Here is a 24,192-nt window from a genome sequence, read left to right on the forward strand (position 1 = left end):
TTCAAACGCTGAGCGGCGCTTCCTGCATTTGCTCGACCTGCTCTTGCAGCATCAGCACCTGGCCGCGCCAGTAGTCGGGCGTACCGAACCAAGGGAAGTTGACCGGGAAAATCGGGTCTTCCCAGCGCCTTGCCAGCCAGGCGCTGTAATGGATCAAACGCAGGGTGCGCAGCGGCTCGATCAGTTTCAGCTCGGCCCGGTCAAAGTCACGCACCTGCTCGTACCCATCGAGCAAAGCCGACAGCTGCTGCGTGCGCTGGCGGCGATCGCCCGACAGCAGCATCCACAGGTCTTGTACCGCAGGGCCCATGCGGGCGTCGTCCAGGTCCACAAAGTGCGGGCCGCCACCGGGCAGCTCGGTGGGGGTCCACAAGATGTTGCCCGGGTGGCAGTCGCCGTGCAGGCGTATCAGGCGGCGTTCCGATGCACCTTCCGCCATTTGTTCTTGCACCAAGGCCAGCGCCGCCGCAAAGGCCTCGCGCCATTCGCGCTCGACTTCCAGTGGAATCATTTGGTGCGTTTGTAGCCACTCGGCGGGCTCCAGCGCAAAGGACTGCACATCGAGCGTGGGCCTGTGCGCAAAGGGCTTGGCCGCGCCCACGGTGTGGATGCGGGCCAAGAAACGGCCGATCCATTCGAGGACTTCAAAGTCGTCCAGCTCCGGCGTGCGGCCGCCGCGCAAGGGGCTGACCGAAAAATCAAAGCCCACACTTTGGTGCAGGGTCTGACCGTTCAGCACCAGGGGCGCAACCACGGGCACTTCATTGGCCAGGAGTTCGGCCGCGAAGTCGTGCTCTTCCTGAATCTGTGCCCGGCTCCAGCGGCCGGGCCGGTAAAACTTGAGGACCACGGCCGCGCTGCCCTGGACGGGTTCGTCCAGGTGCGCACGGTACACGCGGTTTTCGTAAGAGCTGAGCGCCAGCAAACGGCCATCGGGCCACAGGCCCAGATCGGTCAGGGCGTCCATCACCCGGTCAGGGGTAAGTTCGGCGTAGGGGTGCAAGGCGTGGGCATCGGTCATGCACCGATTGTGGCGCACGCCCGGCGTCTACTGGCCGGTAAAACGTGCGGCGCGTTTTTCCACAAACGAGCGCACGCCCTCGGCCGCGTCTTCGCTGCGCGACAAGCGTTGCTGCACGGGCAAAAAGTCGTGCATGGCCACCAGCGGGCCATGCTCCACCGCTTTGAGCACGTTTTGCCGTGTGGCCACCACCGCCAGCGGGGCTTGGGCGGCGATTTGCTCGGCAATGCGCATGGCCTCGGCCAAGAGGCGATCAGTCGGCACCACCTTTTGCACAAAGTTCAGGCGCAGGGCCTCGGCGCTGTCAAACACATCGGCCGTGAGCAAATGCAAGAGTGCATTGCCCATGCCCGCGCGCTCGGCCATGCGCAGTGTGGCCCCGCCCGTGGCCATGATGCCGCGCTGCACCTCCAGCTGCGAGAAACGGCAGTCGTCGGCCGCGACCACGATGTCGGCGGCCAGCATCAGCTCAATGCCCAGCGTGTAAGTGATGCCCTGCACCGCCACCACCATGGGTTTGACGCGGCGGCGGTAACCGTCCATGCCCAGGTTGAGCGGGTCGACCAAGCCCAGCGGCACCGACTTTTCGCCGCGTTGCATGAGCGGCGCAATGGTGGGCAGATCCAGCCCGGCCGTGAAATGCGCACCCGCCGCACACAGCACGCCCACGCGCAGGGCCGGGTCGTCGTCCAGCCGCGTGTAGGCCTCGCCCAATTCGCGGAACATCTTGGGCGTGAAGCCGTTGCGCTTGGCGGGGCGGTTGATGCAGATTTGAAGGACCGCGCCGTGCACGGTGCAATCGATCTGGCCTTCGGGGTGGGGGGTGGTGTTCATGGCACTCGCTCTGTTGTATCGCTGTAGGAGGCTGCCCCTGCAGCCGAATGCGTGAAGTGTCCGGTGCACACATTCGCGAGCAGGGGCTCGCTCCCACAGGGAATAGGACCTCAGTACTTGTAAACGCCCTGACCGGTCTTGCGGCCCAAACGGCCTGCGGCCACCATTTCTTTGAGCAGCGGGCTGGGGCGGTACTTGCTGTCGCCGAACTCCTTGAGGTAGACCTCCATCACGGCCAGGCACACGTCCAGACCGATCATGTCGGCCAGCGCCAGCGGGCCAATGGGCTGGTTGCAGCCGAGCTTCATGCCCGCGTCAATCGCTTCGGCCTCGGCCAGGCCCTCGCCCACCACAAAGAAGGCTTCGTTGATCATGGGCACCAGGATGCGGTTGACCACAAAGCCGGGGGCGTTCTTCACGGTGATCGGGGTCTTGCCCAGCGCCAGCGCCATGTCGTGCACCGCGTCGTGCGTGGCGTCGCTGGTCTGCAGGCCACGAATGATCTCGACCAGCGCCATCATGGGCACGGGGTTGAAAAAGTGCATACCAATGAAGCGGTCCGCACGCTGGGTGGCGGCGGCCAGCTGGGTGATCGAGATCGACGAGGTGTTGGACGCGATGATCACATTGGGGGCCAGCAGTGCGTCGAGCTGCTTCAGGATCTTGACCTTGAGTTCGTGGTTCTCGGTGGCGGCTTCGATCACCAGCTGGGCGCTTTTGAGGTCATCGTAGTTGCTAGAGCCCTGGATGCGGGCCAGCGCAGCGGCCTTGTCGGCCTCGCTGATTTTTTCTTTCTTGACCAGACGGTCCAGGCTGCTGGCCACGGTAGCCACGCCTTTTGCAACGGCTGCGTCCGAGATGTCGACCATCACCACCTGAATGCCCGACACCGCACACGCCTGTGCGATGCCATTGCCCATGGTGCCTGCGCCAATGATGCCTACGGTCTGGATGCTCATGCTCTTCATTCCTTGAAAGTGGAGGGGCTCAAAAAGAATGATCTTAACGGGGCTGAACCGGGGTCTGGCTGACAGCCCCGTCAGACTGGCACAGAACAATGCCAGCCTGACCGAGCTCAAGATAAGCACCTCAGAACCTGCGCTGCGCCTCCAGCCCCAGCATGAACTTGCGCCCCGGGCCGGGTTCATAGAAACGGCCTTGGCCGCCGTTCACGATGACCGAGCCCACGTGCTTGCGGTCGGTCAGGTTGTCCACCCGCACAAACTCGCGAAGCGTCCAGTCACCACGGTCTTGCTGGAACTGCACACCCAGGTTGAACAAGGTGTGGCCTGCCGCCATTTCTGTGTTCAGGTCATCCACCAGCACACCGCCCGTGTGGCGCGCCTCCAGCGTCACACGGCTGCCTGCCCAGCCAGTGTCCCAAGCCGCTTGCGCAAACAGCTGATGCATGGGCAGTCCAGGCATGCGGTTTCCTGCAGGCACTTGCACTTGTGGCTTCACGTTGGGACACAGGGTCTCCACGCAGGTCTTGAAGGCATCCCGATAATTCGCCTCCATCCAGGTGTAGGCCGTTGTCAAGGTGACAGGGCCTGTGCGCCATTCGCCCGCCAACTCAACGCCTTGACGCAGGGTGCGGCCAGCGTTCTGGAACGTGGTGCGGCCACCCGTGTTGTTTTGCACGACGATTTCGTCGTCGGTTCGGATGTCAAAGGCGGTCACGCTCCAACGGATTTTGTCGGCACGGCCGCGCAAACCCAACTCGGCACTGGTGCTGCGTGCGGCATTGAGTTGGGTGTTGAAACCTGCCGAGTTGTCACTGCGGTAGGCCACCTCGTTGAGCGTGGGGATTTCGTAACCTTTGCCGATGCTGGCAAAGGCCTGCACAGATGGGTTCAACTGCCAGCGTACGCCCAAAACGGGCAAGGTCGCCTGGAATGTTTTGCTGCCGCTGTCATCCCCGTTGATGCCCAATATGTAGTGATCTGTGGATTGGTATTCGGTGCGCGTCTGGCGCACACCGCCCATGAGAGTCCAGTCTTGTGTGCGCCATTCGGCTTGCAGGTACGGGTCCAGGGTTTGGGCGCGGTTGACCTCGTCACGGCGCAGCTTGCCCTGAACACCAATGGCGGTCGGACTGTTGGCGGGTCCCGTGTAGTTTTCAAAACCTTTGCGTTGATCACTTTGGTGGTCTGCCGCCAGCCCAGCACTGAGCGACAAGCGCCCACCCTGCCAGTCGCGCTCGTGCCGCCAGCGAGCGTTCACGCCCCAGTAATCGCGGTTCAGGTCGATCACCGCCCCCGAACTGCGGGGCGCGGCTTGCGCACTCGGCAGAATCGACTGGAATTGCACCACCTCCCTTTGCCCCCCGTAGCCCATCAATTCCAACTTGTGGCCGTTGCCCAGCGCTTGCTCAAAGGCCAAGCCCAACTGAGTTTGCGAGACGGTTTTCCGGGTGTTGTAGTCCAGTGCCAAAGCGCTTGTTAGCTTTGGGTTGGTTTCAAATTCGGCGCGCGTAAGACCTTGCGGATCCAGCGCCGAGCTGCTGTGCCGGTTGAACACCAGCACCGTGCGCCCGCCTTCGTGCGAACGCGAGAGTTTCACATTGGCCGTGGTGCGGTCGGCGGCCGACTGTGGGCGCGTGCCATCGGTCGCAAAACCGCTCACGTCCAGCGCATACGACCAACCCGGGGCCTGCTGCGTACCCGTCTGGCCTGTGACTTGGGTGGATGCGCGCCACAGACCATCTGACCCCGCCACCACGCCTGTGCGCCACTGCGCGGGCTGCTGGCCGTCTTCGGTGTAGAGCAACAAAGCACCACCCGATGAGGCACCGTAAAGTGCCGCCATGGGGCCACGCACCACTTCGACCCGGTCGGCGCTGCCCAGCGGGAAGTTGGCCGCCTGGCCGGAGCCGTCCGGGGCGCTGGCCGGGATGCCGTCCACAAACAGCCGCACGCCGCGCACGCCAAAAGTGGCACGAGCGCCATAACCACGTACCGAAATTTGCAAATCTTGGGCGTAGTTTTGCCGGTTACGGATCACCAGACCCGGCACACGCCCCAGACTCTCGGACAGATTGACTTGGGCTTGCCCGTCGCGCAGCTCATCGCCCCCCACCACATCGACCGAGGCCACGCCACGCCAGACCCCGCCGCCTGAGCGCTCGGCAGAAACCACCACAGGCGAGAGGGCGCCTGCATCCTCTGTGGTGACAGGCTCAGCCCGTGTTTGTGCCTGGACACCGCCTGCACACAACAGCGCAATGGCGACGAGTACGGGGCGCGGGGAAAAATGGAGTCTGTCGTTCACTGGGTCAACCTTCTTGTTCATCATGCTGGCACAGCCCCCAACCCTAGAGGTGAGCGGCCCCCAAAAAACCTGGTTTTAGTCCACTCAATGGGGTTTGCCCACTTCGATCGGAATCGAGGCGTACCAAGCCGCCAGATTTTCAATTTCTTGATCGGTCAGTGGCTTGGCCATGACCGCCATGACTTCGTTGGCCCGTTTGCCACTGCGGTATTGCTTGAGTTGCTCTTCGATGTAGATGGCCGGTTGCCCGGCCAGATGCGGCGCATTGGGCATGGTGGACAAGCCATAAGCGCCATGACAGGTCACGCACAGGCCCGCCTTGACCTGACCCGCCTTGGCGTCTGCCGCCTGAGCCTGAAAAGCCATACCCGAGCCAAGGGCCAGCACCACACCCAGAACCAGAAACATTCTTGCTTTTGCTGAAAACATCTTCAACCTCTTCATCCTTGAATAAAGGCACCCGCAAGTGCGGGTGCCTTTATCGTTCACGGCATCAATTGCCGTAGGTCACGCGGTAGATCGCGCCCACATAGTCGTCCGAGATCAGGATAGAGCCGTCTTTCATGACCGCCACATCCACCGGACGCCCGAGGTAAGTGCCAGTCTCTGGGTTGAGCCAGCCTTCGGCAAACACCTCAGACTTGTCGGCTGTGCCATCGGCCTTGAGCGAGACGAAGTTGATCAGCGCACCGCTGGCGGGGCTGCGGTTCCAGGAGCCATGCGAGGCGACAAAAATGCCACCGCGGTACTTGGCCGGGAATTGTTTGCCTGTGTAGAAGGTCATGCCCAATTGCGCTTGGTGCGCAGGGAATTCGATCTGTGGAAACACCGCATTGGCGGGCTCTTTCATGTCCTTCAGGTCAGGCGCCGCGGCCGAGCCAGCCACCTTGAACTTGCCATTCCAGTAGGGGTAGCCAAAGTGCTCGCCCTTCTTGGTGGAGCGGTTCAACTCACCCGGCGGGATGTCGTTGCCCAAGCCATCGGTCTGGTTATCGGTCCACCACAAAGTGCCGTCTTTGGGGTTGAAGTCCTGGCCCACCGAGTTGCGCATGCCGATGCTGTAGACCTCGCGGCCGCTGCCATCGAAGGGGTCCATGCGCACAATGCCGCCGATGCCCAATTTATTGAACTCATCCACTTTCTCGCGCGGCTGCACGTTGAAGGGCTGACCGAGGGTGATGTAGAGCTTGCCGTCTGGGCCCACACGGCAGGTGCGGGCGCCGTGGTTGTACGACTCGTGCTCGGTCGGGATCAGCTTGCCCTGCGGCACCACCTCGATCACCGCCACGTCCGGGCCTTCGTAGAAAAATTCAGCAGCCGGGAAGTTCAGCACGCGGTTGTGCTCGGCCACCACCAGGAAACCGTCCTTGGTCCAGCACACGCCGTTGGGCACCTTGAAGTTGAGTGACGGCGCAAACGACTTCACCTCGTCGGCAACGCCGTCGCTGTTGCGGTCGGTCACGGCCCAGACGGTGGTCTTGCGGGTGCCCACAAACAGCATGTTGGTGGACGGCGCGACCGCCATGTGCCGTGCATCGGGCACCACGGCGAACAGGTCGATCTTGAAGCCCTCGGGCAGCTTGATTTTCTTGAGGTTGTTGCGGATGGCGTCGGCGTTGCGGCCGGTTTGCGGCACCACCGGGATGTTCAGATCGGTCGTGGCGACCTTCATCTGCTTCATCGTGTTGAGGTTGTCTTTGCCGGACTGGGCATGCACCCCAGTGGCCATGGCGGCTGCAAGCAAGGCCGCACTGAGTCGGGTCATTTTCACGTTCATCTCCTCTTGTTGATCTTCGGAATCGATCGGTTGTCGACATGTGACAAGCCCGGATCACCGAGACTTGGCCTTTTTAATTTATGCCAAAGCCCCCTCAACAGTCTTGGTGAAAACCCTTCCAATTTGTGTTTATTAAATGAAATAAATTACAACTTAAATTAAATAAAAATATTAGCTATTTGTCCCCATAGGGACTGACAAAACAAAAGCTAAAAAGAAACCAAAAGAATTCTCTTTAGTGCAGAGTGTCAGAACTCGGGACACGCAGGGCTTGCGTGCGATGATTTACGCCCAGGCAAGACACCATGAACATCCTTTTTGTCCACCAGAATTTCCCCGGCCAGTTCAAGCACCTGGCCCCCGCCATGGCACGCCAGGGTCACCGCGTGGTGGCCCTGCACATCAACGCCTGCCCGCCTGTGCCGGGCGTGGAGCTGGTGCGTTACGGCGTCACAGCTCGCCCCGGGCAAGGCACACACCGCTGGCTGGCCGACCTGGAAGTCAAAACCTTGCGGGGCGAAGCCGCCTGGCAAGCCGCCCTGAAGCTGCGCGAACAAGGCTTTGCGCCCGATGTCATCGTGGCCCACCCCGGTTGGGGCGAAAGCCTGTTTTTGCAGCACGTCTGGCCGCAGGCACGGCTGGGCATTTATTGCGAGTTTTTTTACCAAGCCCAAGGCGCCGACACCGGGTTTGACCCGGAGTTCGGCCCACCCGAGGCCGACAGCGCTTGCCGTCTGCAGATGAAAAACGCCAACTACGAACTGCACTTCGCGCGTGCGCACGCGGGCATCGCACCCACCCACTGGCAGGCCTCGCTCTTCCCCGAGCCTTTTGCCTCACGCATCACCGTTGTCCACGACGGCATCCGCACCGACCAGATCAAGCCCGACCCCAGCGCAAGCATCCGGGTGCAAACCCCGCAAGGCGTATTGCAACTGGGCCGTGACGACGAAGTCATCACCTTCGTCAACCGCAACCTGGAGCCCTACCGCGGCTACCACCAATTCATGCGGGCTCTGCCCGCCATCCTGAAAGCCCGCTCCAAGGCACGCGTGGTGATCATCGGTGGCAACGAAGTCAGCTACGGCGCTGCGCCGCCACCGGGGCCCGATGGCCAAGCCCAAACGTGGCGCGAGATTTTCCTGAACGAAGTCAAAGGCGAGTTGGACCTGTCACGCGTGCACTTTGTGGGCAAGGTGCCCTATGCCGATTTCTTGCGGGTGCTGCAGGTGTCCACCGTGCACGTGTACCTGACCTACCCCTTTGTGTTGAGCTGGAGCCTGCTCGAAGCCATGAGTGCAGGCTGCGCCATCGTGGCCAGCGACACCGCCCCGGTCCGCGAAGCCATCCGCCACAGTGAGACCGGGCAACTGGTGGACTTCTTTGACCCAGCGGCGCTGGCGCAGCAGGTGATTGACTTGTGCAAGAACCCGGCAGAGCGGGTGCGGCTGGGCGCGCAGGCGCGGGCGTTTGCGGTCGAAAACTACGATCTGGAGACGCGGTGTTTGCCTGGGCAGATGGCGTGGGTGCAAGGGTTGAGATAAACAAAGGAGCAAACCCATGTTTTCACACATCATGGTGGGCGTGAGCGATTTCAAACGGGCCATGGCGTTTTACCAACCCGTGCTGGATGCGCTGGGCATTCAGTTTCGGTTCTTGGAAGATGACCGCCCTTGGGCGGGATGGCAATCATCACCAGAAGCCCGGCCCCTGTTCCTCATTGGCCGCCCACACAACCAGGCACCACACCACCCGGGCAATGGCCAGATGGTTGCATTCTTGGCCGCGTCACGCCAGCAAGTGCAAAACGTGCACGCTCTGGCGCTGGCCCACGGCGGGACGTGCGACGGCCCGCCAGGTTTGCGGCCCGAGTACCACGCGCATTACTTTGGCGCCTACTTCCGCGATCCGGATGGGAACAAGCTGTGTGTGGCTTGTCATGGGGTGGGGTAGGGCTTATTTTTGCCCCGCGTATGCCTGAACGATAAACGGCTTGACCGCATCTAAGTCAGCTTGCGTCTCAATGGCAATTTCTACATTGCCCGTACCCCAATGGCCAATGGCACTCACGTCGCGGGCATTCGTCAACGCCTTCACTACAGGAGCAGGGTCTAGGTGCAAGTACAGCAGCACCCTCTTTTTGGATAACACCACGGTGGCGAAGTTTTTCAGGCGCTTGAATGCCACGTAGAGCTTGAGTTCTTTGCGCTGCACGTCGTCACCCAGCGATGTGGCGTAGTCCTCTAGCGAGGTCAGCACCAGCTTCAAGTCTTGCGGCAACGCGCTCAGGTGCTCGGCATAGGTTTTGTCAGTGCCGCCCGCCGAAGGGGCGGTCGACACTGGCGACTTGTTGGCCTTCCCAGAAGACTTGGCTTTGCTGGCTGCGGCGGTGCTGGCGTTGGCCAGCTCAAACAGCAGCAGATCATCACTAAACTTGCGGTAACGAATCAGCTCGATGTTGCGGTTCATCTGCTGCACCGCGTGGCCGTCGAACTTGGTGAAGTCGGCCGCAATGCACACCAAGCGCGGCGCACTCCAGTCGATGGCATCGGCTGCGGCCTTACCCACCTTGTCCAGCACCAGCAGCTTGAACTCGGCCTGGTGGTCCATCAACCAGTCCAGGTAATACAGCCCTTGGTTGATGACGTTTTCACCCACCGATCGCTTGTATTCGATGATGACCGGGCAATGGTTCTCGTCCAGCCCCAGCGAGTCGATATGAATCGCCCCGGTTTTCGTGGAGGCCAGTTGGTTTAAGTTGAGACCTCTGTCTCGTTCTTGCCGGCTAGCTGCCGGTAGTAGTTCTCCTCAGCTTCAGCCGGTGGAATATACCCAATCGAGCTGAGCAGTCGGTGGTGGTTGAACCAAGCCACCCATTCCAGGGTCGCCAGTTCCAGTGCCTCCTTGGTTTTCCAGGGTGCACGGCGGTGGATCAATTCGGCCTTGTACAGCCCATTGATCGTCTCGGCCAGGGCGTTGTCGTAGCTGTCGCCACGGCTGCCCACCGAGGGCTCTATCCCAGCTTGGGCCAGGCGTTCGGTGTAGAGAATGGAAACGTATTGAGACCCCCTGTCCGAGTGATGTATCAAGGCATCCGAGCGCTCGGGTTGCCTGTCAAACAGCGCTTGCTCCAGCGCATCGAGCACAAAGTCCGTGCGCATGGAGCTGCTCACCCGCCAGCCCACGATGCGCCGGGCAAACACGTCAATCACAAAGGCCACATATTGCCAGCCCTGCCAGGTGCTGACGTAGGTGAAGTCTGACACCCACAGCTGGTTGGGCCGATCGGCTTTGAACTGGCGATTGACTCTGTCTAGGGGGCAAGGTGCTGCTTTGTCCGGGACCGTCGTGCGGATGACCTTGCCCCTGCGCACACCCTGCAATCCCATGCGTTTCATGAGCCGCTCGACCGTACAACGCGCCACCTCAGTTCCTTCACGATTCATCTGGTGCCAGACCTTGTCGGCCCCATAGACCTGCATATTGGCCTGCCAGACGGCTTGGATCTTTGGCATCAGGGCTTCATCGCGTTTGGCTCGGGCGCAAAGCAGTTCGGGTTTGCGTTGGCGGGCAGCATGGCATCTGTAACCAGAGGGGGCAATTTGCAGCACTTTGCAAATCGGCTCGACCCCGTAGGTGGCACGATGTTTATCTACAAAGGCTCTCAGGACTTGAGTCGGCGGTCGAGCTCCGCCTGGGCAAAAAAAGCGCTCGCCAGCTTGAGGATCTCGTTGGCTTTGCGCAGCTCTTTGACTTCACGCTCAAGGTCTTTGATGCGGGCTCGCTCGTCAGAGCTGAGGCCATCGCGCATGCCTGCATCAACTTCGTGCTGGCGAACCCAGTCGTTGAGGGTTTGCGGCACACACCCGATCTTGGGGGCAATTGATTCAATGGTGGCCCAAAGAGATGGGTACTCGCCGCGGTGTTCGAGCACCATGCGGACAGCGCGTTCGCGCATTTCGGGTGAAAAACGGTTTGATTTCTTGCTCATGGCTCCATCTTCTCAAAGTGTGGAGCCTCCTCAAAATCCGGGGCGATTCAATACGCCCGCCGTGCGTCTTGCCGGTGGAGTATTCAGAGGCCAGGAAGCGGATGCCCAGAAAGGTGTCCAGGTTCGCCTCGATCAGGTTTTGCATCGGCTTTTCCAGATCCGATGCTGCGCCTTGGAGCTCGGTGGCTTGGCCTTTGGTGATGCGGAAGAGCTTGATGTCGCTCATAGTCAAACTTGTTCGGCGGACATTGCTAAAGGTGCAAGCTCGTCGCGTCGCGCGAACTGCTTCAAGCCATTGGCGATCAAGAAACAGCGTACAGCTGCCGCAAACTCACCCGAAGGTGATGCCATGGCCAGCAAAAGCGAACGTGACTCCTCGGCATTTTTATTGTCCCTTTCGGTGCGCTGACCTCGAGGAACCTTCAGAACTTCTTTGTACTGCACTAGTGCGCGACGGCACTTATTTAAAATAGCAGCTCTCGCTTTGTTCAGCTTTGATTGCCTGAGCCCGAGTTGAATGATCGCCTGCTCCACAAGGCTCTGAGTTTGCTCGTCTAAATCTGGATCTGGCACCACATTTCCGTCATCGTTGAACCACAACTTGTACGGGTCTTCAGGGTCACATGGGTCAAGCAGGACTGGAGACTCCTGCGCGAAGTCCCTTTGCGAGAGAGACGCTCTTTTCTCTGGATCAACAAGCGGAAACCATTCGCCTTTCCCGACGGAGTCTGAAGAGTGCTCTTTATTTGTGCGATTGCATAGCTGGCCAGCAAGCCTAAAGTTGTCCGGCTGAAATGCCAGCCAACAGTATCCGCTTGCGAAGGTCTTGCTCGCCTGCTTTGCGCGGCCGTGTGGTCTGAAATGATCGATCTCATACCGGGAAACGTTTTCAATGGCTTCGGAGTACCAGCATTTCCCGTGGGACATGACCTCTAGGTATTTGCGCAGAGAACCCCAAGCCTCTCGGTTCTTATCTATAAAAGCCTTTCGCGCCTCTTCATCAGCAATGACCTCGAGTTCTTCTGATACTTTGGACAGTTTGAGTTTGACGTCATCCGGGACGGAATCCCATCTTCTGTGTATGTAAATCATTTGTGCAACACCAACTGTGCGACGACTTTTTTTACCAATTCATCTTGAGCGCGCAGCCGCTGAGGTGTGCGGGGTGTGGAATCCCGTAATTCGATATCGTCCATCTCGCGCAGGAAAGAGCGGTAAAGCGCATCTCGCTCTTCGTACATGAAACCGAATTCACGCAGCTGTTCATTGATTCTTTCTAGCGCCTGTGTTTGAACCTGATCTAACTCCGCAAGTTTCGCCAGTCGGTTTCTAGAATTAATGAGATCTAAAGTGGGTTGATCCAGAGTAGTGGGCATGCCGAAAACATCAGTTAGGACACCACCAATACCGAGCCCCCGAGGATCAGTAAAAGGTTCTTCAGCCAAAGTGACGTCCGTGCCCTGCTCACTGAAAAGCACGCGCACTTCGCTCTTGGTGAGTCCGCAAATCGTCAACGGGTTGTGAGACGTCAGCAAGATGTGGCAGTTGTCTGCGTCGGCAACCTGTTCTGTCCATTGCTCCAGCAGCCTCAGATAGCTGTGCTGCCAATGAGGGTTGAGATGGGTGTCGGGCTCATCGAGCAAGAACAAAACACGTTTGCCCCTTGCGACACGCAGCAGGCCCATCACCATCAGCAACTGCCGCTCTCCGTCTGACAGGTCGCTGTACTCCACTTCTTCTCCGTCACCGGTGTCGCGGGTCACCCAGATGTTGAAATCTCGGATGAGGTCCGACACGTCCATGGCTTCGAGCGCATAGAACATGTCGGCGTCATCGCTGAACTCATCGCGCATCTGTTCCAGTGCAGACTGGTCTTTCAAGAAGACGCCGAACTGCACCTCGTCCTGCTTCTTGTCGCGGTAGTCCTGAACAGCATTGCCCACCAGGCCGAAAGGGTGGAAGGCCATGTCTTTCAGCAATCGTGCCGTCTTGCCTGCTGGACCACCCGCTTTCCAGAAGTCACCCGCCTGCTTGAGCTTGACGGCCTGACCGCCTTTGGCGTACCAAGGCGCGTGCAGTAGGCACAGAGCAGAATGAAAGTCTTGGATTTTGACGGTTTCGCGCAGCAGCTTCCGCGTCGGATCATTGGAGAACACCAACTGCGTGAGCAAAGCAAATACGCCATGCAGCGGCCGGCAATAGAACAACCGACGCGACTGCAACGCCTCGAAGCAGGCGGCGGGGTCGTTGTTGGTGGCGATGGCCTTGTAGTAGTTGGACTGGTGCTTATCAAAAATCTGTTCCAACCGGCGGCCGTTTCCGGAGTAGTAGCCGAACACCAGGTCTGGAAACCACTCTGACTTGTTCTTTTCGAACTCCGTGCGACTGACCTTTTCCCCGTTGATGGTGATGGGGTGCTCGTCGGGCAAGTTGCTGAGCACCACGCACGCAAACTGCCCAGCCTTAGCGGTACGCGGCTGAATCCGGTACTGGACCCGATAACGAAACCGTAGGGTCTGGTCTCGCAGATCAACGTGACGAAAAATGCGGGCCAGCGCCTCGATCAAATTGGATTTGCCCGCGCCGTTCTGGCCGATCAGCACGGTGGTCAGTTTTCGCTCATCAAAGTCCACCTCCAGCTGCCGGAGGTTTTTGAAGCCGTCGATGTAAACCTTATCCAGCCGCATGACCGAGCTCCAGCGTGGTGGTGTTGTCCCTGACATGGCCTTGCTCCACTTCCCAGGCCAGTTGTTTGTAGAAGTCGGCCACTGGCAGCTCGGCAACTTGGTACAGCGCTTGCACGGCCACCGGTTCGCCCAAGCGGCGTAGGTGGTCGGCCAGGTAGGGTTTGCCTTTTACTTCTTCGTCTTGTCGGCTTTTGGTCATGAAGGCGGATTCCTTGGACGCATGCGCAGCACGCGGCGCGCGGGGTTGGCGGGTCTTGGGCGCAGGTGTGGCACTTTTTCGCTGGGCGGCGATGCGGGCCAGCAAGTCGATGGCCGGTTCGTCGCTTGGGTCCTGCGGTATCAGCTCGCCACGGAAGGCTTTGGAAAGAACCAAGGGAGTCAGGCGCTGGGTTTGCGCAAATGCTGCCGTGTATCTGGCCTCGATGCGGTCAGCCAACTTGAACAGCTTCTCCACCCGCCGAACGATTTCAGCCTGTTCGTCTGGTTTGGGTAACCACAGCGTCAGAGACCGAAGTTCCTCTGCGTTGAGGTTGTTCACGCCGCTGGTCGATTTGGCAGTGAGTTCTATGTATTTCCGCTGCAATGGGGCAGCCAAGCAAAGACGGACAAACGCAGGCAATGCCAGTTCGGCATTCACGCGCAATCGCATCAAGTAACCCGCAAACAAGAGGCCTGCCTCCTTCTCTGTCACGATACTGGTTTTGCCTACCAACTCGAGGCTTCCGTTCGATCGGATAACCAATAGATCTCCCACCTCCAGCGCCAGTTTCTCAATCTCTTTTTCTTCGAATTTCGCAGACTTCAAATCGCGCACATCGATCCGACCATGATCTGCAATGTTCGGAATGCGGAGTACGCCAACTCCACTTTTTGAGTAGTCACACTTTTTTGAGGTGCCGTAGCGCAGATCAGTGGCGATGGTCTGAATGTTGGACTCAGTCCAATCTGCGGGCATGCAACTGGTCACGATGGCTGCCGATGATTTTCTGTAATCCTCGGTCAGGCGGCCGGAGGTCGCAGCAGCAAGAACCGCCTGCCGAAAGCGTTTGAGCAGTGCGGGGATGTTGTCGAGGCGGCGTTGGCAGGTGTTGATCCGGGCCAGCAGGGTGTCGAGTTGGTCGGCGATGCGGGTTTGTTCCTTCGACGGTGCAATGGGGGCTACATAGGCACGAACGTCCTTAGTGCGTACTGCTGGATAAAGAGCCCCCTGAACCAGCTCCGACATGGCGTAGACAAATTGTTCTGTCCGAACCAAGTAAGCCAACCACCTTGGATCGATGCCTTCCAACGGCCTCAGAACGTCGAAACCTGTAGACGCGATTTGTCCGTCTAGAGAAGGCGGGACTAAGGCTGCCGCGTTCAAGTTGGGCCGCGTCATGGAAACCAAGGTGTCGCCGGTGGCAACCTGCTTTCTGGCCCTGCTCGGCGCATCCTTACCCAGCAACTCTTGCGGTGCAGCGATGGTTTTCGTCTCCCGATCTATGGACCCGATGTCGATGTAGGTGAACCTTTCGGCTGGGTCCGGTACACGCTGCGGCACGTCGGATGAAATAGCAGACAGCGGTGCTGTGCCCCAATTTTCCGGAAGCTCATTCATCGCTGCCCCCTTCCAGCAGCAACCCGCGCCGCGCCAGCCGTTCGCGCGCCTCTGCCAGCGCCTCGTGCAGCCGTTGCTCCAGTTCGGCCTTTGGGGGTAGCTCGGTCCAGTACTCCGCCACGGTGATGCCGTCTTGATGCATTTGCAGCAGCTCTACCTGTTCGCGGCTGGCTTCAGCGCACAAGATCAGGCCAATCGGTGGTTCTTCCCCGGGCTGGCGTTCGTGTTGGTTCAACCAGGCGAGGTACAGCTCCATCTGGCCTTTGTGAGCGGCTTTGAAACGGCCTAGCTTGAGCTCGATGGCCACCAGCCTGCGCAAGCGGCGGTGAAAAAACAGCAGGTCCAGGTAGAAGTCTTCGCCGTCGATGACCATGCGTTTTTGGCGCTCTACAAAGGCAAAGCCCCGGCCCAGCTCCAAGATGAAGGCTTCGAGCTGGCGCAGGATGGCCCCTTCCAAGTCAGCCTCGGCATGGCCTTGGCGCAGGCCCAAAAAGTCCAAAAAGTACGGGTCTTTGAAGACTGCGCCCACCGCTTGCCCGTCTGCAGGCAGCAGTGTGGGTGACGTTTGAGTTTGGGCGATTTCTGTGCGCTCAAAGGCCTTGCGTTCAATTTGCTTGGCCAGTTCGCGAACGCTCCAGCCGTCTTGTGCGGCTTGGTGGGCATAAAAGTACTGGGCTTCTGGCGTTTTGAGAGCGACGATGGCCACAAAGTGGCTCCAGCTCAATTTTGTCGACAGTGTCGACAAAATCTCAGCGCTGGGGAACGCCTGCGCAAACTTGACCATGCGCCGCAGGTTGCGGGCTTCAAAGCCACGGCCAAATTCTTGGGACAGTTGTTGGCCCAATTGCTCCAGCAGCTGGCTGCCGTATTGGGGGCGCTCGCCGCCCAGCACTTCGGACACCAATCGCTGGCCAACGCTCCAATACAAACGGGTCAGCTCCGCGTTAACGGCACTGGCCAATCGCTGGCGGCTGCTGGCAATCAGGGTGCGCAGCTCGGCGTGCAGACGGTCGGCCGGCTCGGGCATGACCTCATTCATGGTTGCGCCTCTTCTGGCTGGTCATCGATCAACACGTCTTCAAGCACTGCATCGGGGTCTTCGCCCAGCTCTACAAGCAGGGCGCGCAGTTCAGCCATGGCGCCACCCAGCTCGCGCTGCAGCAAGCGGGCCACCAGGGCGGGGTCGTCGCGCTGGGCTTCGGCGGTGTTGGCACTGTCGTCTTTGAGCCAAGCCAGGTCAAGGTTGTCACTTCGCTCGGCAATTTGCTGGCGTGTGTATTTGCGCCAGCGGCCTGTTTCTCCTGTGTCCACGCGTTGCGCCAAGGCTTTGGGGTTGCCTTGGGGGTCAGAGCCAAACACGTCTTCAAATTTGTCACGCGGCTGATCGGCTGGGGCTTCGGCCGGGGTGCGGAAGTAGTCGCGGGTGAAAGGGGTGCGCTTGCCAAACTGGGGCATGTTGGCACGCATGTCATACACCCACACTTCTTTGGTGTTGCCTTTGTCTTTTTGGCCCTTGGTGAAAAACAGGACGTTGGTTTTGACGCCTTGCGCATAAAAAATGCCCGTGGGCAAACGCAAGATGGTGTGCAAGTTGCACTTTTCCATCAGGTCGCGGCGGATGCTGGTGCCGATGTTGCTTTCGAACAGCACGTTGTCTGGCAACACCACGGCAGCCCGGCCGCCAGCGGCAAGGTTGCGGTAGATGTGCTGCAAGAAGGCAAATTGTTTGTTGCTGGTCTCAAAGGTCAGGTCGGTTCGTGTGGGCAAACCACCGCCTTTTTTGGTACCAAAGGGTGGGTTAGAGAGGATGAGCGAAGCCGCTGGAATGCGAGTGCCTTCTTCGCCAAGTGTGTCGCCATAGGACACGCCGCCTTCGATGCCGTGCAGCAGCATGTTCATGAGTGCGAGGCGGTGGGTGTCTTGCACCAGCTCCATGCCGTAATAGGTGCTGTGGCGGTAGCGGCGCTGTTGCTCCTCGGTCAGGCTGTCAAAGTCGTTGTGATCGCGCAGGTAGTTGTTCGCTGCGATCAAAAATCCACAAGTGCCCGCTGCAGGGTCTTGAATCACGTCGTTCAACTGCGGCTGCATGACAGTGACGATGCTGTCGATCAGGCACCGAGGCGTGAAGTATTGACCAGCACCGCTTTTCTTTTCGGTGGCGTTGCGTTCCAACAGGTCTTCGTACAAATCGCCCAGGTCGTCGCGCTGCACGCTGTACCAATCAAGCGCATCAATGTCGGTGACGAGTTTGCTCAGGGTGGCGGGCTTGGTGATGAAGGTGTTCGCGTTGGCATAAATCTGCTGCACCGCACCTCGGCTGTGCAAGCCATAGTCCAACAGCATTTCTTTGTACATGTCCAAGCGGTCGGGGGCGGATGCACCGATCAGGTCGCCCCACAAGATGCCCGGTTGCTCAAACTTCTCTGCGCCTTTTTTGCGCTCAACGGGTTTCCAGACTTTGAGGCGTTCTTCTTGCCCTGTCTCTTTCATCATTTTGAGAAAGAGCAAATAAGTCAGTTCGCTTAGGTATTGGTGGTAGGTGACGCCATCGTCGCGCAGCACATGGCACAGCGACCAGAGCTTGGAGCCAATGTCCTGGGTGATTTGGGGAGTTGTCATGGGATAAGAGGTCAGGCGCTTTGGGCGGGTGGCATCCAAAGCGCATCGTTAAACGCGTCAAGCACGGGCTGGAGTTGGCCGTTGAAGAGTTTATCCAAACGGGTGAAGCCTCCGCCCTCGCGTTTGAACAGCAGATCGGGGTCGTCCAGGGCTTCGCGGTCGACCAAGAGGTTGGTTTTGGTTTGTGCGGCAATGCGTTTGAGCCAGGTGCGTTGCGGCTCGGTCCAAGGTTTGCCCGAGGGTGGGTGGTTGAGCAATATTTTGAGCGCATGGTCCACCCGCTCGTTGTAGGGCTGCAGGGCATCCCCCAATGCGGCTTGGCGAATGTAGCCCACGATGCGGGCTGCGATGTCTTGGTTGCTCATTTCGCGCCAAGCGGTGGCCAGGCGTGCCTCGCTGAAGCCAGCCAAGTCCAAGGCCAAAATCAGTTCTTTGAGCTGTTTGCGTTTCAAATCACGTGGCTTGGTGAGCACGGCCATGAGTGCAGGCAGTTCGTTGCTATGACTGGTGATGAATTGCTTGAATTCGTCCAAGTAGTCTTCAGGCTTGGTGGCTTTGCCATAACCCCGCTCGGTGCGCAAAAAAGTATCTGGGTGATCGGACACATACATGGGCTGGCTTTGACCAGACGATTTGCGGTCCAAGATTTCACCCAGATCAGGATTCTGAATGAACCAATCCGCTACCTCAGTGAGCGACAGTGTTTTGAGTTTTTTAATGAAGGCATCAGGACTCATGCCCGCCTTGACTTCGAAGTCTTGCGCGTCTTTGTCTTTCAAGTGCCGCTTTTTGACTTGGAGCTTTGCCAAAAATTGCTCGCGGACAAGTTCACGGACCTCGTCCGATTGCGCTTGCGTGATTTCGTTTTCAAGTTGTTTGAAGGTGATCTTGGGGTTGACGACAACGGGCTTCATGTCGGTCATATTGCCCACCGACTCAAAAATGCGAACGGCATCAAACACACGGAAGGTGTCTTTGTTATCGCCATCAAAATCGCACAAACGGGTGGCACGGCCCAGCATCTGGTCAAACAAAATGCGGCTGTTGACTTGACGCAAGAAGACCAAATTGCAGATTTCAGGAACGTCCACGCCCGTGGTGAGCAAGTCGACAGTCACGGCCACGTTCGGCACGCGTTCGTTTTTGAAACGGCGGATGAGTTCTAGAGGCTTGTCTGCGTTGCCTGTGATCTTGATAACGGCGTCGTCCTCTACGCTGCCGTATTGGACTTCAAATGCTTTTTTCAATACATCCACCACCAAGTCGGCATGGTCACTATTGACGCAGAAGATGAGTGTTTTACGCTGTCCGGCAGGGTCGATTTCTTGCGCCAAATAACCACACACCGCCTCGTTGAACTGGCGGGTAATCACTTTGCGGTTGAAGTCTTCTACTTTGAGCTGAATCTCATCGGGCGCTTTGAAGAGGTCAATCTGGTTGCGCCTGGCATCGTAAATTTTGACGTCTTCGCCCACCTTCCAGGTCATGCCTTGCTCAGTCAGCTGTGTGTGAATTTGAATGGGAGGCTCGTAATCCACCAAGTAGCCATCAATGACCGCTTCACGATAGCTGTAGCTGTAAATGGGTGGGCCAAAGATTTCTGTTGTGTGCAGTGCAGGCGTGGCCGTGAGGCCAATTTTGACGGCATCAAAGTAATCCAGAACGCGACGGTATTTGGAGACGTAATCGTCAAAGCCTCGGAAGCTGAGTTCTGTGTCTGACATTTCCCGATCAAGGGTGTAACCACGGTGGCATTCGTCAATGACGATGCAGTCGTATTGATCAACTGTGGGCGGTGCCACGCCTTCAGCAGGGAACAGAACTCGGCGCATCATGCCTTGCACAGTGGCAATGTGGACCGCTGTGTCGGCGTCTGGTGCTTGCACGTCCAGCTCTTTGATGCCAAAGGCGTCTGCGAAGGTGTGCAAGCCTTCCATTCGGGTGTCTTTGAAGGCATTAGCAGCCTGTTCGCCCAATGCCGAACGATCTACCAGGAACAGGATACGGCGAAAACGCCGGGCCTTTAGCAAGCGATAAATCAGAGCAATACAGGTTTTTGTCTTGCCTGTACCTGTGGCCATGGCCAACAAAATGTCGCGCTGACCTGCTGCAATGCACTGTTCTGTTTGTTGGATCGCGGCTTGCTGGTAATAGCGGAGAAGAAACCCGAAGATGAACGGCGTGTTGTCCAACTCCGCATGCGCTTTACTTTCATCTTGGGCCAGCAGTGCCTGCAAACCCTCTGGGGTGTACCAACCATCAAGGGCTGTGCTTCGATTGTTTGGCAGCCGGAGATCACAAAACCAAATACCACTTTTCGTGGCCAATTGCCTGAGGTACGGGCGTCCGTTGGTCGAGAAAACAAATGGAATGCGAAACTCTTGCTGCGCTCCCCAGTTGTGCGTGTGCAACTGCGTTTCTTCACTGGGCCTGAACGTGCGGCTGTAGCGTTTACTTTGCTGCAGATCGGCCGAGACATCTTTGCTGCCACGCTTTGCTTCGACCACCGCCATCGGAACCAAGCCTTTAAACAAAACATAGTCGGCTGCATAACCCTCACAGGGCCACTCGGCGATCGCCATATTGCGGCCTTTGGCTGGGCGAGCGCCTTGGCTGTAACGCAAGACTTCAGTATCTGCCTCCCATCCCGCTTGGCGCAATTGAGAATCAACGATTCGGCGTGTTTGCGATTCGTCCAACTCAATGAGCGTTGCGGCCTGATTGGCAGACGCCACGATTTTGGCGAAATTGTTGGGTGGTGAGGCTTTAGCCGTAGCTTGAAGATCAGACAACTGGGATGAAAGTAGGGCCTTCGCTTGATCAGACTCAACCGCGATTTGCTCCCACAGCGTACGCTCTTCATTGATTGTGGTCAGCTGGGTTTTCGCTTGTACCAGCGCCGTCGCAGCCTCTTCATGCATGGCTTGGTACTCGCGTACAGCTTGCCGAAGTTTGGTCAGCTCGTCCCTTAAAGCCTGAGATTCATCGCCTGGCGGTGTCGGCGGCAAAAAAGGACCAGATCGGAAATCAGCTTGCTTGAATGTTCGGTGATACCAAACGCTGAGCTGCCAACACAGTTTCAGCGTATTCAAGGCTTTGGCGTGGTCACCGGCCAAAGCGTGATTGGCGGCATTGCCAGTCACCCGAATTTCATCAAAGATTTGTCGAGTTTCGCGAGGCAGTAAATTTTCCGCTTGCAAGCGGCGGATCAATTCATACTGCGTTTCGTCTTGCGAGGCATAAAGCCCACCCCGTGCCGCCAATGACTGCGCCAATAACTCTGCCAATTGCCTGAGCTTGAGAAGACTGGTGTTGGGGTCTTCGGCAAAGTACCGCTCTGCCAATGCCCCCAAACGCCAAAGCTGGGGCTCATAAGCCCTGAGCATGTCAAAGTTAGAACGGATGTCCTGCCGCATACTGAATTTTTGAGCGCGATAAGCGCTGGCCTCGGATGTGGAAGACTCGATATTAACCGTAAGTAGTTAGTATTTTTGAATCAAACAGAGACGCACAACCCTCAACTCCGAAACCGCTTCCTGGTGAGCGCCAACGCCACCCAAAACGACACGACCGCAAACCCCGCCAGCACCATCACATGACGCAGCGGTTGGTCTGGCCAGCGGTCCATGAAGAGGGGCCGCACCAAGTCCACCGCCACCGACAGCGGCAGCCAATCGGCGATCACACGCACGAAACCGGGCAACTGCTCACGTGGGAAAAAGATGCCCGAGAGGAACATCATGGGCGTGAGGAACAGGGTGAAGTAGTAGGTGAAGAAGTCGTAGCCCTTGGCCAGCGCGTTGAAGATCAGCGCCATGCAGCTGAAGGTGATGCCCACGCCCAGCAGCACGGGCCAGGCCACCAAAAGCTTCCAGCTGTGGCTGATGCCCAAGGCAAGCATGACGCCCAAAATGGCGGTCACGGTGAACAGGGCCTTGAACGCGGCCCAGAGCATTTCGGCCAGCACCACGTCATCGAGCCGCACTGGGGCGTTCATGATGCCGTCCCAGGTTTTTTGCACATGCATGCGCGAGAACGCCGAGTACAGCGCCTCAAAGGTGGCTGCATTCATGGCGCTCATGCAAATGCTGCCGCTGGCCAGGTACAGGATGTAGGGCACTTTTTCGCCGCCCAGCTCGATCTGCCCGACCAAGGCCCCGAGGCCGTAACCAAAGGCGACCAACCACATGAGCGGCTCGGCGATGTTGCCCACCAGGCTGGGAATGGCGAGCTTTTTCCAGACCAGCCAGTTGCGCTGGAACACAGGCCACCAGCGCATGGACAGGCGGGGCGCAGCCCAGATGTTGTTTTGAATTTGGCTCATGGTCAGCCTTCCTCCCGGATCTGGCGTCCGGTCAATTTCAAAAACAGATCTTCCAAATTAGAAGGTCGGTGCAAGGTGCGCAGCGCGGGCCAGGCCTCCAGGGCGTGCATCAAGGCGCGGCTGTCCTCGGTGTAGAAGAACACCGTTTCGCCGCTGACCTCAACGCGCCCGGCCAGGGCTTTCAAGCTGGCTTCGTGCGCCAACGCCACCGCGCCTTGGCCAAACACTTCCACCACTTCGGGCTCCAGGTGCTCGGCGATCAGGTCACGGGGTTTGCCTTCGGCGATCTTGCGGCCCTGGTCCAGCACCAACAGGCGTGAGCACAGGCGCTCGGCTTCGTCCATGAAGTGGGTGGTCAGCAAGATGGATTTGCCCTCTTGCAGCAACACTTGCAGGCGCTCCCACATCAGGTGCCGCGCCTGCGGGTCCAGGCCCGTGGTGGGCTCGTCCAGCATCAACAGTTGGGGATGGTTGATGAGGGCACGGGCCAGGCTCAAGCGCCGCTTCATGCCGCCCGACAGCTCGCCGGGCTTGGCTTGGGCTTTGTGGCTGAGGGCACCAAATTCGAGCAGCTGCGGAATGCGCTCGCGGATCACGGCGTCGGGCAGGCCAAAGTAGCGGCCAAAGACCAGCAGGTTCTCTTCGGCGGTGAAGTCCGGGTCCAGCGTGTCCATTTGTGCCACCACGCCCAAGCGGGCTTTGATGGCCAGCGCGTCACGCGGCATTTGCAGGCCTTCAAAGTAACGAATGCTGCCACTGCCTGGCTCGGACAAGCCCAGGCACATGCGCAGCGTGGTGGTTTTGCCCGCGCCGTTGGGGCCGATCACGCCCAGGCATTCGCCGGGCTCGATGTGGAAAGACAGGTCGTTCACCACCGTGGTGTCGCCGTAGCGTTTGACCAGATGTTCAACCGAAAGCAATGGGGAGTTCATGCTCGGATTGTGCCTGCTGGTTCACGACCATTCGGGCGCAGGGGCCGCCTCCCACAGGGAACACAGCAGACTGATGTGGGAGCGAGCCCCTGCTCGCGAATGCCCGATTGGCCACAGCACGCATTCGGCCGCAGGGGCGGCCTCCCACAAGGGCCTCCACAAGGGGAAACCCGAGCAGGCTGACCGATAAAATCGGGGCCTCCTTCAGAAACGCCCCGGCGGCCTCTCCATGTCCAGCTCTTTCTCTGACCGCCTGGCGGTCTTGCCGCAGTACCTGATCCCCAAACAAGCCCTGACTGCTTTTGCGGGCTGGGTGGCGGGCAGCCAATGGGGCGGCACGACCACCGGCATCATTGACTGGTTCGTCAAGCGCTACAACGTGAACATGGCCGAAGCTGCCAACCCGGACACGGCCAGCTACAAAAGCTTCAACGAATTCTTCACCCGCCCCCTGCGCGGCGATGCGCGTCCACTGGCTGCGGCTGATTTCGTCAGCCCGGTGGATGGCGCCATCAGCCAGTGCGGCCCCATCACTGGCGATCAAGTCTTTCAGGCCAAGGGTCACAGCTACAGCACTCGCGCCTTGGTCGGCGGTGACGCAGCGCTGGCCGCACAGTTTCAGGACGGTGAATTTGCCACCTTGTACCTCAGCCCACGCGACTACCACCGCATCCACATGCCTTGTGCAGGTCGCCTAACCCGCATGATTTACGTGCCGGGCGATCTGTTCTCGGTGAACCCGACCACGGCACGTGGTGTGCCGGGCTTGTTTGCCCGCAACGAGCGTGTGGTGTGCGTGTTCGAAGGCGAGCACGGCTCATTTGTGATGGTGCTGGTGGGTGCCACCATTGTGGGCAGCATGGCGACCGTGTGGCACGGGGTGGTCAACCCACCGCGCCCTGGGACGGTGCGAGAGTGGACCTACGAGATGGGCAACATCAGCCTGGCCCAAGGTGAAGAGATGGGCCGCTTTTTGCTCGGCTCTACCGTGGTGATGCTGTTCCCCAAAGGGGTGATGCAGTTCAACCCCGACTGGACAGCCACGCGGCCGATTGCCATGGGTGAGGCAATGGGCGCGTTGATTTAATTGGGATCTGACCCCAATTAAACAGGGCCACCCCCGATTCATTGCTTTGTCAT

Annotated in this window: 20 protein-coding genes and 1 other annotated feature; of the genes, 3 read left to right on the forward strand and 17 right to left on the reverse strand. The window is 58.8% G+C overall.

Annotated elements, in window-relative coordinates; translation table 11 throughout:
• Position 1 precedes the first annotated feature (1 nt).
• The 6 genes from ACZ5RT_RS13225 to ACZ5RT_RS13250 form a co-directional block, all read right to left on the reverse strand.
• Positions 2 to 1,021 carry a serine/threonine protein kinase gene (locus ACZ5RT_RS13225; RefSeq protein ID WP_464452777.1) on the reverse strand — a complete coding sequence of 340 codons (1,020 nt, stop codon included), beginning with the start codon at positions 1,019 to 1,021 and terminating at the stop codon, positions 2 to 4.
• A gap of 27 nt (positions 1,022 to 1,048) precedes the next feature.
• The gene (locus ACZ5RT_RS13230) at positions 1,049 to 1,855 is read right to left on the reverse strand and encodes a crotonase/enoyl-CoA hydratase family protein (RefSeq protein ID WP_464452778.1); all 807 of its coding nucleotides are present in this window, start codon (positions 1,853 to 1,855) and stop codon (positions 1,049 to 1,051) included.
• A 110-nt stretch (positions 1,856 to 1,965) separates the two neighbouring features.
• On the reverse strand, positions 1,966 to 2,814 hold the full coding sequence (locus ACZ5RT_RS13235; protein WP_464452779.1) for a 3-hydroxybutyryl-CoA dehydrogenase: 849 nt from the start codon (positions 2,812 to 2,814) through the stop codon (positions 1,966 to 1,968).
• A gap of 130 nt (positions 2,815 to 2,944) precedes the next feature.
• A complete protein-coding gene (locus ACZ5RT_RS13240) occupies positions 2,945 to 5,125 on the reverse strand; it encodes a TonB-dependent receptor family protein (protein ID WP_464452780.1) in 2,181 nt (726 codons plus the stop codon).
• 84 nt (positions 5,126 to 5,209) lie between these two features.
• Positions 5,210 to 5,533 (reverse strand): c-type cytochrome, encoded by a 324-nt coding sequence (locus tag ACZ5RT_RS13245; protein WP_464452781.1) that lies wholly within the window; start codon positions 5,531 to 5,533, stop codon positions 5,210 to 5,212.
• A gap of 85 nt (positions 5,534 to 5,618) precedes the next feature.
• Entirely contained in the window at positions 5,619 to 6,902 is a 1,284-nt protein-coding gene (locus tag ACZ5RT_RS13250; RefSeq protein ID WP_464452782.1) for a PQQ-dependent sugar dehydrogenase, read from the reverse strand.
• Positions 6,903 to 7,207: 305 nt separating this feature from the next.
• Between ACZ5RT_RS13250 and ACZ5RT_RS13255 the strand changes: the two genes are divergently transcribed.
• Together ACZ5RT_RS13255 and ACZ5RT_RS13260 are read left to right on the forward strand one after the other, a co-directional pair.
• Positions 7,208 to 8,446, forward strand: a complete 1,239-nt coding sequence (locus tag ACZ5RT_RS13255; RefSeq protein WP_464452783.1) for a glycosyltransferase family 4 protein — start codon at positions 7,208 to 7,210, stop codon at positions 8,444 to 8,446.
• A 16-nt stretch (positions 8,447 to 8,462) separates the two neighbouring features.
• The gene (locus ACZ5RT_RS13260) at positions 8,463 to 8,855 is read left to right on the forward strand and encodes a VOC family protein (RefSeq protein WP_464452784.1); all 393 of its coding nucleotides are present in this window, start codon (positions 8,463 to 8,465) and stop codon (positions 8,853 to 8,855) included.
• Positions 8,856 to 8,858: 3 nt separating this feature from the next.
• Here ACZ5RT_RS13260 and ACZ5RT_RS13265 read toward each other — a convergent pair whose 3' ends face one another.
• The 11 genes from ACZ5RT_RS13265 to ACZ5RT_RS13315 all read right to left on the reverse strand — a co-directional run bounded on the left by ACZ5RT_RS13265 (position 8,859) and on the right by ACZ5RT_RS13315 (position 23,052).
• Complete coding sequence (locus tag ACZ5RT_RS13265) at positions 8,859 to 9,560, reverse strand: DUF5655 domain-containing protein (protein WP_464452785.1); 702 nt, start codon at positions 9,558 to 9,560, stop codon at positions 8,859 to 8,861.
• A 95-nt stretch (positions 9,561 to 9,655) separates the two neighbouring features.
• A protein-coding gene (locus ACZ5RT_RS13270; protein WP_464452786.1) for an IS3 family transposase occupies positions 9,656 to 10,893 on the reverse strand; the annotation gives its coding sequence in 2 pieces (ribosomal slippage) (positions 9,656 to 10,602 and positions 10,602 to 10,893; 1,239 coding nt in all).
• Positions 10,496 to 10,612, reverse strand: a sequence feature (AL1L pseudoknot). Its footprint overlaps the gene before it by 117 nt.
• Positions 10,790 to 11,119, reverse strand: coding sequence for a hypothetical protein (locus tag ACZ5RT_RS13275; RefSeq protein ID WP_464452787.1), 330 nt, complete (start codon positions 11,117 to 11,119; stop codon positions 10,790 to 10,792). The genes ACZ5RT_RS13270 and ACZ5RT_RS13275 overlap by 104 nt, the downstream gene beginning before the upstream one ends.
• 2 nt (positions 11,120 to 11,121) lie before the next feature.
• On the reverse strand, positions 11,122 to 11,985 hold the full coding sequence (locus ACZ5RT_RS13280; RefSeq protein WP_464452788.1) for an HNH endonuclease family protein: 864 nt from the start codon (positions 11,983 to 11,985) through the stop codon (positions 11,122 to 11,124).
• A complete protein-coding gene (locus ACZ5RT_RS13285; protein WP_464452789.1) occupies positions 11,982 to 13,580 on the reverse strand; it encodes an AAA family ATPase in 1,599 nt (532 codons plus the stop codon). The genes ACZ5RT_RS13280 and ACZ5RT_RS13285 overlap by 4 nt, the downstream gene beginning before the upstream one ends.
• Positions 13,567 to 15,177: a restriction endonuclease subunit S gene (locus ACZ5RT_RS13290; RefSeq protein WP_464452790.1), complete on the reverse strand. Its 1,611-nt coding sequence runs from the start codon at positions 15,175 to 15,177 to the stop codon at positions 13,567 to 13,569. The genes ACZ5RT_RS13285 and ACZ5RT_RS13290 overlap by 14 nt, the downstream gene beginning before the upstream one ends.
• Complete coding sequence (locus ACZ5RT_RS13295) at positions 15,170 to 16,216, reverse strand: PDDEXK nuclease domain-containing protein (protein WP_464452791.1); 1,047 nt, start codon at positions 16,214 to 16,216, stop codon at positions 15,170 to 15,172. The genes ACZ5RT_RS13290 and ACZ5RT_RS13295 overlap by 8 nt, the downstream gene beginning before the upstream one ends.
• Positions 16,213 to 17,796: a class I SAM-dependent DNA methyltransferase gene (locus tag ACZ5RT_RS13300; RefSeq protein WP_464452792.1), complete on the reverse strand. Its 1,584-nt coding sequence runs from the start codon at positions 17,794 to 17,796 to the stop codon at positions 16,213 to 16,215. The genes ACZ5RT_RS13295 and ACZ5RT_RS13300 overlap by 4 nt, the downstream gene beginning before the upstream one ends.
• A gap of 11 nt (positions 17,797 to 17,807) precedes the next feature.
• Positions 17,808 to 21,212, reverse strand: a complete 3,405-nt coding sequence (gene hsdR, locus ACZ5RT_RS13305) for a type I restriction-modification system endonuclease (RefSeq protein ID WP_464452793.1) — start codon at positions 21,210 to 21,212, stop codon at positions 17,808 to 17,810.
• Positions 21,213 to 21,313: 101 nt separating this feature from the next.
• Positions 21,314 to 22,120 (reverse strand): ABC transporter permease, encoded by an 807-nt coding sequence (locus ACZ5RT_RS13310; protein WP_291924185.1) that lies wholly within the window; start codon positions 22,118 to 22,120, stop codon positions 21,314 to 21,316.
• A gap of 2 nt (positions 22,121 to 22,122) precedes the next feature.
• Complete coding sequence (locus ACZ5RT_RS13315) at positions 22,123 to 23,052, reverse strand: ATP-binding cassette domain-containing protein (protein ID WP_291924183.1); 930 nt, start codon at positions 23,050 to 23,052, stop codon at positions 22,123 to 22,125.
• A 229-nt stretch (positions 23,053 to 23,281) separates the two neighbouring features.
• On the opposite strand from ACZ5RT_RS13315, the gene asd reads away from it, so the two are divergent.
• Positions 23,282 to 24,139 (forward strand): archaetidylserine decarboxylase, encoded by an 858-nt coding sequence (gene asd, locus ACZ5RT_RS13320; protein ID WP_464452794.1) that lies wholly within the window; start codon positions 23,282 to 23,284, stop codon positions 24,137 to 24,139.
• The last annotated feature ends 53 nt before the right edge of the window (positions 24,140 to 24,192 follow it).

It is taken from the genome of Limnohabitans sp. TEGF003 (assembly GCF_055395455.1).